The organism is Actinomycetospora callitridis (genome assembly GCF_028737265.1).
Lineage (GTDB): Bacteria > Actinomycetota > Actinomycetes > Mycobacteriales > Pseudonocardiaceae > Actinomycetospora > Actinomycetospora callitridis.
In genome coordinates, this window is record NZ_JAQZAK010000001.1 from 437,261 (window position 1) to 450,154 (window position 12,894).

A 12,894-nucleotide genomic window follows, 5' to 3' on the forward strand; every position below is an offset into this window, starting at 1 on the left:
GCCAGAGGGAAGGCGCAGGCGGTGAGGACGGTCGAGGCCCAGCTGCGCCGTGTGCTCGACGCCGCGGTCCGCCCCGCGCCGATCCGGGTCGACATCTCCTCCGCGCAGGGCCTGCTGTGCGCCGAGGAGGTCGTCGCCGACCGGGCGCTGCCCGGGTTCGACCAGGCGGCCGTCGACGGGTTCGCCGTGCGCAGCGTCGACGTGCGCGCCGCGGCCGAGGAGCCCGTCGAGCTGCCCGTGGTGGGCGAGGTCGCGGTCGGGTCCCGGCAGGCGCACCGCCTCCAGCCCGGCCAGGCCGTGCGGGTCGCCACCGGCGCGCCCCTGCCGACGCTGGCCGACGCCGTCGTCCCGCACGACCACACCGACGCGGCCGACGACCCGGGCAGCAAGGGCACCGGGCACCGGGCCCGGCTCACCGTCAAGACGCCCGTGCCGTCGGCGGCCTGGGTGCGCCGGGTCGGCGAGGACGTGGCCCCCGGGGACGTCGCCGTCCGCCGCGGCGCCACCGTCGGCCCCGCCCAGGTGGGCCTGCTGGCCGCGGTCGGGCGCACCAAGGTGCTCGTGCACCCTCGCCCGCGGGTGTCGGTGCTCGCGGTCGGCGACGAGCTGGTCGACCTCGACCGCACGCCCGGCACCGGCCAGGTCGTCGACGTCAACTCCTACGCCCTGGCCGCCGCGGCCGCGGACGCCGGCGCCGAGGTCACGCGCCTGCCCCTCGTCTCCGCCGACGCGACGGCGCTGCGCGAGGCGGTCGAGTCGGCGCTCGCGCGCTCCGAGATCGTCGTCCTCGCGGGCGGCGTCGGCGGGCGCCTGGGGGAGGACGTCCAGGACACGCTGTCGGCGCTCGGGTCCGTCGACATCTCGCGGGTGGCCATGCACCCCGGCTCCGTCCAGGGCTTCGGTCGGCTCGGCGCCGAGGAGATCCCGACGTTCCTGCTCCCCGCGAACCCGGTGTCGGCGCTCGTCGCGTTCGAGGTGCTCGTGCGCCCGCTCATCCGGCTGGCGCTGGGCCGCCAGGAGCTGCACCGCCGCGAGGTCACCGCCTCCCTGCTCTCGCCGGTGACGTCCCCGCCCGGGCGCCGCAGCTACGTGCGCGGGCGCCTGCTGCGCGACCGCGGGACCGCCGACTACCTCGCCCAGCCCCTGGGCGGATCGGACTCCCACCTGCTGTCCTCGCTCGCGGAGGCCAACGCGCTCATCGTGATCGGCGAGGACACCACCGAGGTCGGCATGGACGCCCCCGTGCGGGTGTCCTTCCTCGCGCCGCGCACCTGACGCGCGTGTCCCGACCCCCGTGGGGCGGGCCCCGGCCGACCGGGCGCCACCCCGGCTGGCCCGCGCGCACCCGGACCCTGAGGGTGCCGGCGGGCGTCGTCGAGCTGCGGCCGGTGCGCCTGCGGGACGGCCGGGCCTGGTCGCGGATCCGGCAGCGGGACGAGGAGCACCTCGCGCCGTGGGAGCCGACGCTGCCCGGCCCGTGGGCGGAGCGCAACGCGCTCTCGGAGTGGCCGGCGCGGTGGAGCGCGCTGCGCTCGATGGGACGCGCGGGCCAGGCGCTGCCGTTCACGCTGCTCGTCGACGGCGAGTTCGCCGGCCAGGTCGTGATCGGCAACGTGGTGCGCGAGCCGTTGCTCTCGGCCTACGTCGGCTACTGGGTGAGCGCGCAGGTCGCGGGCGGCGGCGTCGCGACGGCGGCCGTCGCGCTGGCCGTCGACCACTGCTTCGCCCGCGTCGGCCTGCACCGCATCGAGGCGACGGTGCGACCGGAGAACGTGCGCAGCCGGCGGGTGCTCGCGAAGCTCGGCTTCCGCGAGGAGGGGCTGCTGCGCCGGTACCTGGAGGTCGACGGCGACTGGCGCGACCACCTCGTCCTCGCCGTCACCGAGGAGGACGTGCTGCCCGACGGCCTGGTCGCCCGGGTGCTCCGGGACGGCCTCGCCGAGCGAGATCGAGAGTGACACCCACATGGCCGAGGGGTTGAGACTTCCGGACCATCCGGTCGAGTGCTAAGGGACCCAAACCTGCTGGCGTCCGGTTCCCCTACTGGAGGGATCTCGTCACCGCTCGCACACGACACGCCGTGTCGGCTACGAGGCCCACGGGGCTCGTGTGACTAGCGTGGCGCCTGCGACGAACCGGATCCGGTCCGTCGCGGTCGTCCCAGGTGGGGGGTGTGCGGTGCCGAGCTCGGTCGTGTTCGCGGCCCTGGTCCTGGCGTGGCTGGTGGTCCTCGTCCCGGTCGTGGCCCGGCGTCGCCAGATGGTTCCCCGCCCCGCCGAGGCCGATCTGAGTGCCCGGGTGCTGCCGCGGACGGCGGGCGCACCCCTGATCGAGGAGGTCCCCGTGACCACTGCGCAGGCGGACGCACGTACCGGACGCACGGTGGCGGCCGGAGGTGGCACGGGCGGCACCGCGACCGGCACGGTGCTGGCCGAGCGCGCGGACGAGACCCCCGAGGCCCTCGACGCCGAGCTCGACCTCGACGCCCAGAACGTCGAGGACCTCGACGACCTCGAGGACCTCGACGACGAGCGGGCCGAGCTCGACGAGTACGACGACGACCCCCGCCCCGCCGGGCGCGAGCGGGTCCTGCGTCGGGCCCCGCACCCGGACGACGACGAGTACCTCGAGGACGAGTACCTCGACGACGAGTACCTCGACGAGGACCTCGAGGACGACGAGCCCGTCGCCGAGCGTGCCCTGCGCACCTACCGGCCGGGGCGGGGCGGCTTCGACCCCGACGCCGCGGCCGCCGCGGCGCGCGCCCGCTACACGTTCCGCCAGCGCGTCGCGCTCGGCCTGATCGCGGTGGCGGTGCTCTCGGCGCTGGCCGCGCTGGTCGTCTCCAGCGCCATGTGGTGGCTGCACGCGGCCGCCGACGTCATCCTGGTCGGCTACCTGGCCTTCCTGCGCCGCCAGACGCGCATCGAGGAGGAGGTGCGTGTCCGCCGGGCCGCCCGCCTCTCCGGGGAGCGGCGCGCGCTGGAGGCCCGTCGCGCCCGTCAGGCCGAGCACGAAGCTCGGATGGCCGCGATGCGCGAGCAGGACTGGATCGACGGGGAGTACGACGCCGACGACCTCGATGACGACGAGCAGGTCCGGTTCGAGGACGAGGAGCTCCGCGCCGCGTCCTCGCCCCGCTGGGCGGCTCCGCGCACGCCGGCGCCGCCCGTGCCCGACGACCTCGAGCTGGTCGACGACACCGACGACGACCCGGCGTTCCACGACCTCGACGGCGAGCGCTCCTACGGCTACCGGCGGGCCGCCGGGGCCTGACCCGGCATCCGGTCGCGATCGACGGCGTTGCTAGAGTCGTCATCGCACCAGGGGCTGTGGCGCAGTTGGTAGCGCGACTCGTTCGCATCGAGTAGGTCAGGGGTTCGATTCCCCTCAGCTCCACTCTTTCCTTCTCCGGATCACCAGTCGGCTCGCCGGGCGATCGCCGCGAGCTCCGCCGGATCGGCGACGGCGTCGGCCGGGTCCTCGGGCCAGGCCTCGATCTGCTCGCTCGCCCAGTCCGCCCACCGCGCCACGGTCGCGTAGAGCTCGGTGAAGAACGCGCCGGCGAGCATGCCCTGGGCCGCGCGGTCCTGGAACGGTCCTTCGCCGGTCGCGTACTCCCGCGCCGCCACGAGGTTCTCGACGTTCTGCCGCTCCGCCCAGGCGCGCGCGGCGGCGACCGTGCGCAGGGCGTCGGCCCGGGTCCCGTGCTCGGCGAAGCTGAGCTTCACCAGCTGCTCGAACTCCACGACCGGACCCTCGCCGGGCTCGGCGAGCCAGCCGGCGAGTGCGGTGCGGCCCTCTTCGGTGATCGAGTAGACGGTGCGTGGCCGCTTCCCGACGTTCTCGGTCTCCGCGGACGCGTAGCCGAGCGTCACGAGCTTCTTGGGCTCCTCATAGAGCTTGCTCGCCGCCCGCGGCCACATCCGGCCCAGGCTGCGGTCCATCTGCTGCGTGAGCTCGTAGGTGCTCCAGGGCCGCACCGCGAGGAGGCCGAGGACGGCGAACGTCGTGCTCGTCGGACGCGGGCTTGACATGTACTCCCCTTGGGACGACATTAATACTCCCCAAGAGAGTATCGGAGTGCCACCATGAGTCTCACCTCGACCCGCGTCGACCCCACCAACCACGCCCAGGAACAGGCCTGGGACGGCACGGAGGGCGCCTACTGGGCCACGCACGCCGAGCAGTTCGACGACGCCCTGCGCCACTACCAGCCCGACTTCCACGCCGCGGCCGGGATCGGCACCGACGACCGGGTGCTCGACGTCGGGTGCGGCACCGGCCTGACGACGCGCGCCGCGGCCCGGGCGGCCCCTGCGGGGGAGGCCCTCGGGATCGACCTCTCCGGCCGCATGATCGACCTGGCCCGTGCCCTGGCGGAGCGCGAGGGCGTGCCCAACGCGCGGTTCGAGCGCGCCGACGCCCAGGTCCACCCGTTCCCGACGGCCGGGGTCGACGCGGTGATCAGCCGCACCGGCGCCATGTTCTTCGGCCGGCCCGACGTCGCCTTCGCGAACCTGGCCCGTGCCCTGCGCCCCGATGGGCGGCTCACGCTGCTGACCTGGCAGTCCGCGGTGCGCAACGAGTGGATCGGCGCCTTCGCCAGGGCCCTGGCCGGCCGGGAGCCTCCGGCGCCGCCGCGCGGGGCACCCGGTCCGTTCTCGCTCGCCGACCCCGATGAGGTGCGTGCCGTGCTCGGGGACGCGGGGTTCGCCGACGTCCGGTGCGAGGGGCTGGCGCGCCCGATGGTCTACGGGCGCGATGCCGAGGAGGCCCACGCGTTCGTCCTCGGACTCCTCGGCTGGATGCTCGCGGGGCGCACACCGGCCGAGCAGGAGCAGGCGTCCGACGCGCTGCGCACGACCCTGCAGGAGCACGAGGGCCCCGACGGCGTCGCGCTGGCGTCGGCGACCTGGCTCGTGACGGCCCGCCGCGCCTGACCTCCCGGCGCTGCTCCCGTGTCTCGTCGGCCGACGGTCGTGGGCGTCCGCGACCTCGGCGAACCGGTCAGCGCCAGGACGGCAACCACAGCTCCGCGTTCCAGCGGTCGGCGGTGATCCAGGCCCCGACGAGGATCGGCCACAGCCACGCGAAGTTGGCGACGACGAGGCCGGTGTAGATGCCGACCACGAGCGTCCCGACCCGCCGTCGTTCGAGCCCCTGCTCCCGCCGGCCGAGGAACTCCCCGAGGGCCAGCACCACCGCCAGGACCAGGAACGGCGCCACCGGCGTCATGTAGAAGAAGTACATCTGGCGGTCGAGGTTGGTGAACCACGGCAGGAAGCCCGCGCCGTAGCCCACGAGCACCGCGGCGTGGCGCCAGTCGAACGTCGTCACGACGCGCCAGATCGACCAGCCGAGCGCCGGCACCGACGCCCACCACAGGGCGGGCGTCCCGATCAGCATCACCGCGGACACGCACGACGGGCCGCCGCAGCCGGCCTCGGCGGTGCCGGACTCGTAGGAGTAGAGCATCGGGCGCAGCCCCATCGGCCACGTCCACGGCTTGGACTCCCAGGGGTGCGGCGACCCGCGCGGGGTGTCGAGCGTGGCGTGGAACTCCAGCACCTTGGTGCTGTAGTACGCCAGCCCGCGCAGCCAGTCGGGCAGGAACGCCGCCGCTCCGCCGACGGGAAGCTGCTGTCCGACGGCGTGCCGGTCGGTGCCGGTCTCGCTGGCGATCCAGGGCAGCCAGCTCGCGAGGTAGAACAGCACCGGGACGGCGAGGAACGCCCACACGGCCGGTGCGACGTCGCGGACGAACGTGCCGACGAACGGGCGCGCGACACCCGCGGCCCGTCGGGCGGCCATGTCGAAGCCGATCAGCAGGGCGCCGAAGAAGACGATGTAGTACAGGCCCGACCACTTCGCGGCGAGCGAGAGCCCGAGGCACGCGCCGGCGGCCAGGCGCCACCACCGCACACCGAGGCGCGGCCCGTACACGGTCTGCGCGATGCGGCCCTCCGCGACGACCACCGCGAGCCGGGCCCGCACGTCGTCGCGGTCGACCAGGATCGCCGCGAACGCGAGCAGCACGAACAGCGCCGGGAAGATGTCGATCATCCCGACGCGCGCGGACACGTGGCTGACGCCGTCGGCGATCAGCAGGACGCCGGCGAGGGCGCCGAGCAGCGTGGAGCGGGTGAGGCGCCGGGCCACCCGGACGATCGCCAGGATCGCGATCGTGCCGGCCAGCGCCGACGCAGCGCGCCAGCCCACCGGGTCGTACCCGAACACCCACTGGCCGACCGCCATGAGCTGCTTGGACAGCGGCGGGTGGACCACCAGCTCGTAGCCCGGGTTGTCCTCGTACCCGCCGTTGCGCAGGACCTGCCAGGCCTGGGGCACGTAGTGCTTCTCGTCGAAGATCGGGGTGCCCTGGTCGGTGGGCCACCCGACGTTCCAGAACCGCACGATCCCGCCGACGACGGTGAGGACGAGCGCGACGATCCAGCCGCGCAGGCGGTCGGTGGGCATCGGTCGCCCGAGCAGCTGGGCGACGGCCGGCGCGTCCCTCGGCGACGGGAGCACGCTCGCCGCGTCCGGCGTCGGGCGCGCGATGGTGGCCGTCACGGCTGCCGATCGTATGGTCTCGGGGATGCCTGGGATGTCAGAAGGGGGTGCGGACGGAGTGCTCCTCCTGGCGGGTGTCCCGCTGGGTGACCCCGCGGACGCCTCCGCGCGGCTGCGCGCCGCGCTGGCGACGGCCGACGTCGTCGCCGCGGAGGACACCCGCAGGCTCGCCCGGTTGGCGTCCGACCTCGGCGTCGGCGTGGGCGGGCGGGTCGTCACCTTCCGCGAGGACAACGAGGTCGCGCGCACGCCCGGCCTGGTCGAGGAGGTGCGCGGCGGCGCGACCGTCCTGCTGGTCACCGACGGCGGGATGCCGAGCGTGTCGGACCCCGGCTACCGGGTCGTCACGGCGTGCCTCGACGCCGGGCTCGCCGTGCGCTGCCTGCCCGGGCCGTCCGCGGTGCTGATGGCGCTCGCGGTCTCCGGCCTGCCGACCGACCGCTTCTGCTTCGAGGGCTTCGCCCCGCGCACCGACGGGAAGCGCCGGAGCTGGTTCCGGGAGCTCGCCGGTGAACGCCGCACCGTGGTGTTCTTCGAGTCCCCGCGCCGCCTCGCGTCCCTGCTGGCCGTGGCCGTGGAGGTGCTCGGCGGGGACCGCGCCGGCGCGGTGTGCCGGGAGCTGACCAAGACCCACGAGGAGGTCGTGCGCGGTCCGCTCGCCGACCTCGCGGCGTGGGCGGGCGCCCGGGACGTGCTGGGAGAGGTGACCGTGGTGCTCGGCCCGGCGGTCGTGGTGACGCCGGAGCCCGAGGACCTCGCGGAGGAGGTCCTCGGGCTCGTCGCCGACGGCCGGCGCCTCAAGGACGCCGCACGCGACGTCGCGACCGTCCACGGCGTCTCGACGAAGGCGCTCTACGACGCGACGGTGCAGCTACGGAAGTAGGACGAGCTTGCCGGCCACGCGGCGGGTCTGGTTGTCGTCCTGTGCCTTGCCCGCCTCGGCGAGCGGGTAGGTGACGACGGTCGGCGCGCGCAGCCGCCCGGCGGCGAGCAGGTCGAGGGCCTCGGTCAGGGCGCGGCTCTCGTCGTCCGGGTCGCCGCCGGAGGTGAACGTGACGCCGAGCTCCTGCGCGCCGGCGTAGTCGGCGATCGTGATCGCCTTCTCCGGGGAGCCCGTGAGCGCGACGAGGTCGCGGAGCCCGCCGTAGCCCGAGGTGTCGAAGCCCAGGTCGACGCCGTCGGGGGCCACCGCCCGGACCCGGTCGGCGAGGCCCTCGCCGTAGACCACCGGGGTGGCGCCGAGCGCGCGCACCTCGTCCTGGTGGGCCTCGCCCGCGCTGCCGATCACCGTCGCCCCGCGGGCCACCGCGAGCTGCACCGCGAACACGCCGACGGACCCGGCCGCGCCGTCGATGACGATCGTGGTGCCGGTGTGGTCGCCCTCGCCGAGGCCCAGCAGGGCGAGCGCGCGGTACGCCGTGGTCGCGACCACCGGCAGGGCCGCGGCGGTCTCCCACCCCACCTCGGTGGGCTTGCGCACGAGGGCCCGGACCTTGGCCACGACCTCCTCGGCGTAGCCGCCGCCGGTGGCCTTGCCGACGACCTCGTCGCCCACGGCGAACTCCGTGACGCCCTCGCCGAGCGCGTCGACGACGCCGGCGACGTCGTACCCGGGCACCTGGGGCTCGTCCGGCGCGTCCCCGGACGCCATCCCGCCGCCGCGGAGCTTCCAGTCCAGCGGGTTGACGGCGGCGGCGCGCACGGCCACGCGGACCTGGCCCGGGCCGGGCGTCGGGTCCTCACGGTCGACGAGCTCGAGGACCTCGGGACCGCCGTAGCGGCGGTACTGCACGACCTTCGATGTCATGCCCCGCGCAACGCCCCGGGGTCGGCGTGCATGCCCGCCTCCTCGCAACGAACGGGCGGTTCGCTGCTTCTAGGCGTCCGAACTCCCCGTTCGCTCCGCCGCCCGCAGCGCCACCGTGGCGCCGAGCTCCCACGCCGCCTCGCGCTCGGCGCTGCCGATCTCGCCGGTGGACTCGCAGACCTCGGCGACCTGCTCCCACCCGAGCGCGCCGGTGATCCGCAGGACGTCGCGGACGGCGCCGGCGACGTCCGACGCGCCGTGCACGTACAGCCCGAACGGGCGCCCGGCGGTCGCGTCCAGGCACGGGTAGTAGATCTGGTCGAAGAAGTGCTTGAGCGCGCCCGACATCGTCCCGATGTTCGCCGGCGTGCCGAGCACGATGCCGTCGCAGGCCAGCGCGTCCGCGGCGCCGGCGGTGAGGGCGGGCCGGCGGACGACCGCCACCTCGGCCTCGATCTCGTCGGTGCCCGCGCCCTCGACGACGGCGCCCAGCAGCTCGTGCAGGCTCGGCGAGGGGGTGTGGTGGACGACGAGCACCCGGGTCACGGGGTCGGGCTCTCCTGCAGCGCGGCCTCGACGAGCCGCACCAGGAGCGCGCCGGTGCGCGCGGCGGAGGCGTGGACGGCGTCGATGACGGCGAGGTGGTCGACGGGCGCGTCCGTGGTGCCCGCCGCCGGGTTGCTCACCAGCGCGACCCCCGCGACCCGCACCCCGGCGGCGCGCACGGCGATGGTCTCGAGCACCGTCGACATCCCGACGAGGTCGGCGCCCAGGGTGGCCAGCATGCGGATCTCGGCCGGGGTCTCGAAGTGCGGGCCGGGCAGCCCCGCGTACACGCCCTCGGCGAGGTCCGGGTCGATCCCGCGGGCAAGGGCGCGCAGCCCCGGGTCGTAGGCGCCGGTGAGGTCGACGAACTCGGGCCCGAGGAGCGGCGAGCGGCCCGTGAGGTTCAGGTGGTCGGCGATCAGCACCGGCTGGCCGACCGCGTAGGAGGGGTCGATCCCGCCGGCGGCGTTCGTCAGCACCACGCTCGTGGCGCCGGCCGCACAGGCCGTCCGCACCGGGTGCACGACCTGCTCCGGGCCGTGGCCCTCGTAGAGGTGCGTGCGCCCGAGGAGCACCAGCACACGCCGGCCGCCGAGCTCCACCGAGCGCGCCACCCCGGCGTGGTCGGGTGCGCCGGGCGGGGTGAAGCCGGGCAGCTCGGAGAACGGGATCTCGGCGACGGGCGGGCCGAACGCGTCGGCCGCAGGGCCCCAGCCGGAACCGAGCACCACCGCGACGTCGTGGGTCAGAGCACCCGTCCGTCGGGCCAGCTCGGACGCGGCCTCCTCGGCGGAGGGACGGGGCGGCGCGAGCGGCTCGATGTCGGTCATCGGCGGCGAGCCTAGGGGGGCGGTGCGGCGAAGCTGTCGGCGACGGCCTGGAACTGGTCGGGTGCCCCGATGACGTCGGTGCTCGTGGCGGTCAGCCGGATCACCCACAGGCTGGTGCCCGACGGCACGAGGCGCGTCCACGTCGTCCGGTCGTCGGTCGGCCCGGAGGTGGTGCGGTAGACGGTCTGCTGGGGCGACTCCCCGCCCGGGGTGCCCGCGCCGACCGTCTCCACCGGGCCGACGGACGAGCCGTCCACGCCCAGGCTGTCGGGCCGCGAGAGCAGCGCGACGTAGTCCGCGGCGCGCTGGGACGGATAGAAGCCGGTGACGCGGTCGATCCGCAGCTCGCGGGCCGCGTCCGGCGACACGAAGCGCACCGTGACGTCACCGCCGGGCTGCTCGAGCCGGAACTGCTGCCACCCGGCGGGCACCAGGGCACTGAAGTCCAGGCCGGTGCCCGCGTAGCGCTGGTCGGTGTCGGCGTGCGCGACGAGCACCGTGCCCGCGACCTCGGGCCCCGAGGGCGTGAGATCCGTCGACAGCGCCCCCTGGCCGGCCAGCGAGCGGGTCAACGCGTACGCCCCGATCGCCCCGAGCGCGGCCATCAGCACGAGCAGCGCGACCACCCCGGCCACGGCCCACGGCGACCGGCGCGGCGCCGGTGCCGGCCGCGCCGACGGCGTGAACGGCAGCGGGCCCGGGTCGGCGGCCAGCCGCTGACCGGTGGCGTTGGGCCCGCCCGGAGCCGCGGCGGCGGGCCGCTGGGGCGGGGGCCGCCACCCCGGGGCCGGGGCCCCGGCGGGCGGCGTCCAGCGCCCGGGCGTCGGCGGCCCGACCGTGCGCGGCGGCGGAGCCGGCGGGCGGCGCACCGCCCGCGTGACGTCCTCGGAGCGCGGCACCCGCGGGGCGGCGACCATCGTGGTCTCGGCGTCGCCCGGTGCCGACACCGCGGCCCGCGCCGCCGCCGGCCGGGCCCGGCCGTTGCCCGGGGTGGCGGGCGCGGGCTTCTCGGCGGGCTTGTCGGCGGCGGGCTTGTCGGCGGGCTTGTCGGCGGCGGGCTCGGGTGCGTCCGCCTCGTCCGCCGTGGCCTCGGACGTCTTCTCGGACTTCTCGGACGGGGCGTCGGCAGGCCCCTCCGCCTCGGCATCCTCGCCGTCGGCCGCCGTCGCGGGTGATGGGTCGTCGTCGGCCTCGTCGGCGCCCGCCGTCTTCTCGGCGGGCTCCGCCTCCGGGCCCTCGGTGTCCGTGCTCGCGGGGGCCGCGTCGTCGGCGGCCGCCCCGGAGGCCTCCGGGGCGTCGGGCTCCTCGACCTCCGTCTTCTCCTCGGTGGACGCAGCCTCGGTGGGCTCGTCCTTCTCGTCCGTGCCCGCGGAGACCTCGGCAGACTTGACGGGGGCGGACTCGACGGGGGCGGACTCGACGGGGGTGGACTCGACGGGGGCCGACTCGACGGGGGCCGACTTGACGGGGGTGGCCTCGACGACCTCGTCCCCGGACGCCCCGCCGCCGGACTCGACCTCGGCGTCCTCGGGAGCCTCGACCTCGGGAGCCTCGACCTCGGACGCCGCGCCGGGCGTCGCCTCGTCCGCCGCGGGCCCGGCCTCGGCCGGCTCCTCGGCCCCTTCGGCCCCCTCGGCCGGCGCCTCGGCCTTCTCGCCACCGCCGTCCTCGCCGGCGGCACTCGCCGCCACCGCCGCGCCCGTCGCCACCGCTGCGCCGGCGGCCGCCTGCTCGCCCGAGACCGCTTCGTCCTGCGCCTCGTCCTTCTTCCCGGGCGCCTCCGGCGACGGGTCGGCGACGCCGCCCTTGTCCACCGCGGCGTCCTCGTCGGCCGCCGCGGCGGACCCGCTCCCGGCCTCGGTCCCGGTCCGCGGGGTGGGGGAGGGCTTGGCGTCCGGCGTCGGGCGCGGGCCCGCCGGCACCTCGCCCGGAGCGTCCGGCGACCCCTCGACCAGCGTCCCGGCCGGCCCCCGCGAGGAGGACGCCGGGACCGGCATGATCCCGGCCTGGTCGCTGACCTCGCCCGCCCGCGGCACCCGGAACGCGGCGGTGCGCGGCGCCGACGGAGCGTCGAGGACGGGCCCCTCGGGGTCGGACAGCAGCGGGCGCAGGCGCCGGCGGACGGCGGCGAGCGGCATGCGCAGCGCCGGGTCCTTGATCATGAGGCCCCGGATGACGTCGACGACGGGCCCGCGGCCGGTGGGCACCGGGACGTCGCCGTGCACGACCTCGGTGACCGTGCCGACGGGGTCGCCGGCGTCGTAGGGCGGGCGTCCCTCGAGGCAGGCGAAGAGGGTGGCGCCGAGCCCCCAGAGGTCGGCGGCCGGCCCGACCGCGCGGCCCATCGCCACCTCGGGCGCGATGTAGGGCGGGGAGCCGAGCACGGTGCCCGTCTGCGTCATCGACTGCTCGGCCGCGTTGCGGGCGATCCCGAAGTCGGTGAGCTTGATCTGCCCGTTCTCGCCGATCAGCACGTTGCCGGGCTTGACGTCGCGGTGCGTGATGCCCGCCCGGTGGGCCGTCGTCAGCGCCGACGCCACCGCCGAGCCGATCTCGGCCGCCTCGGGCTGGGTGAGCGTGCCGCGCTCGCCGATGTAGCTCGCGAGGCTGCGGGAGGGCAGCAGCTCCATGACGACGTAGGGCTCGGAGTTGACCTCGACGACGTCGTAGAGGGTGACGACGTTGGGGTGGCTGAGCATCGCGGTGGCCCGGGCCTCGCGCAGCGTCCGCTCCCGGACGATGCCGCGCTCGTTGACCGGCACGGACGACAGCCGCACCTCCTTGACCGCGACGGCGCGGTGCAGGACCTCGTCGTACGCGGACCACACGGTGCCCATGGCGCCGCGGCCGAGCTCGTGCTCGAGGCGGTAGCGCCCGACGAGCCGGCGGGGACCGGGGGCGTCGGCGGGTCCGGGGGTCACGTCCCCATCATGGCAACGCCGACCGTTGGGCGGACCGCCCCCGGGGTACCCCGTGACGAACGACGTGCGACGGACGGGCGGCGACCGCCGGGCAGCGGCCCGGCACACCGGTGACCAGCACCGTCCGCCCGTTCGTCGGACCGTCCGGTGGGGTGGTCCGCCGCACACAGAGCGGTCGCGACCCCTCGGCGCGAGGGCGGTCTCGTTGCCCACA

Annotated in this window: 11 protein-coding genes and 1 tRNA gene; 6 read left to right on the plus strand and 6 right to left on the minus strand. The window is 76.1% G+C overall.

The features are described from left to right. Positions 1 to 21 precede the first annotated feature (21 nt). The 4 genes from glp (at position 22) to PH191_RS02180 (ending at position 3,399) form a co-directional block, all read left to right on the plus strand. A complete protein-coding gene (glp, locus tag PH191_RS02165) occupies positions 22 to 1,275 on the plus strand; it encodes a molybdotransferase-like divisome protein Glp (RefSeq protein WP_274192989.1) in 1,254 nt (417 codons plus the stop codon). 5 nt (positions 1,276 to 1,280) lie between these two features. Next, the gene (locus PH191_RS02170) at positions 1,281 to 1,958 is read left to right on the plus strand and encodes a GNAT family N-acetyltransferase (protein ID WP_274192990.1); all 678 of its coding nucleotides are present in this window, start codon (positions 1,281 to 1,283) and stop codon (positions 1,956 to 1,958) included. A 220-nt stretch (positions 1,959 to 2,178) separates the two neighbouring features. Continuing rightward, positions 2,179 to 3,276: a divisome protein SepX/GlpR gene (gene sepX / locus PH191_RS02175; RefSeq protein ID WP_274192991.1), complete on the plus strand. Its 1,098-nt coding sequence runs from the start codon at positions 2,179 to 2,181 to the stop codon at positions 3,274 to 3,276. 50 nt (positions 3,277 to 3,326) lie between these two features. After that, a tRNA-Ala gene (locus PH191_RS02180) sits at positions 3,327 to 3,399 on the plus strand. Between the two features lie 17 nt (positions 3,400 to 3,416). Here PH191_RS02180 and PH191_RS02185 read toward each other — a convergent pair. Next, positions 3,417 to 4,037: a PadR family transcriptional regulator gene (locus PH191_RS02185; RefSeq protein ID WP_274192992.1), complete on the minus strand. Its 621-nt coding sequence runs from the start codon at positions 4,035 to 4,037 to the stop codon at positions 3,417 to 3,419. Positions 4,038 to 4,091: 54 nt separating this feature from the next. Here PH191_RS02185 and PH191_RS02190 point away from each other — a divergent pair, with 54 nt between their 5' ends. Then, positions 4,092 to 4,943, plus strand: a complete 852-nt coding sequence (locus tag PH191_RS02190; RefSeq protein WP_274192993.1) for a class I SAM-dependent methyltransferase — start codon at positions 4,092 to 4,094, stop codon at positions 4,941 to 4,943. A 67-nt stretch (positions 4,944 to 5,010) separates the two neighbouring features. On the opposite strand, the gene PH191_RS02195 is transcribed toward PH191_RS02190, so the two are convergent. Then, positions 5,011 to 6,576 (minus strand): dolichyl-phosphate-mannose--protein mannosyltransferase, encoded by a 1,566-nt coding sequence (locus PH191_RS02195; RefSeq protein WP_274192994.1) that lies wholly within the window; start codon positions 6,574 to 6,576, stop codon positions 5,011 to 5,013. Positions 6,577 to 6,610: 34 nt separating this feature from the next. Between PH191_RS02195 and rsmI the strand changes: the two genes are divergently transcribed. Next, positions 6,611 to 7,459 carry a 16S rRNA (cytidine(1402)-2'-O)-methyltransferase gene (gene rsmI, locus PH191_RS02200; protein WP_274192995.1) on the plus strand — a complete coding sequence of 283 codons (849 nt, stop codon included), beginning with the start codon at positions 6,611 to 6,613 and terminating at the stop codon, positions 7,457 to 7,459. On the opposite strand, the gene PH191_RS02205 is transcribed toward rsmI, so the two are convergent. From PH191_RS02205 to PH191_RS02220, 4 genes are all read right to left on the minus strand, one after another. Continuing rightward, complete coding sequence (locus PH191_RS02205) at positions 7,448 to 8,383, minus strand: NADP-dependent oxidoreductase (RefSeq protein ID WP_274192996.1); 936 nt, start codon at positions 8,381 to 8,383, stop codon at positions 7,448 to 7,450. The genes rsmI and PH191_RS02205 overlap by 12 nt on opposite strands. Before the next feature lie 69 nt (positions 8,384 to 8,452). Next, positions 8,453 to 8,929, minus strand: coding sequence for a flavodoxin family protein (locus PH191_RS02210; RefSeq protein ID WP_274192997.1), 477 nt, complete (start codon positions 8,927 to 8,929; stop codon positions 8,453 to 8,455). Then, the gene (locus tag PH191_RS02215; protein ID WP_274192998.1) at positions 8,926 to 9,759 is read right to left on the minus strand and encodes a purine-nucleoside phosphorylase; all 834 of its coding nucleotides are present in this window, start codon (positions 9,757 to 9,759) and stop codon (positions 8,926 to 8,928) included. Before PH191_RS02215 ends, PH191_RS02210 begins: the two co-directional genes overlap by 4 nt. 11 nt (positions 9,760 to 9,770) lie before the next feature. Next, entirely contained in the window at positions 9,771 to 12,680 is a 2,910-nt protein-coding gene (locus tag PH191_RS02220; RefSeq protein WP_274192999.1) for a serine/threonine-protein kinase, read from the minus strand. Positions 12,681 to 12,894 lie beyond the last annotated feature (214 nt).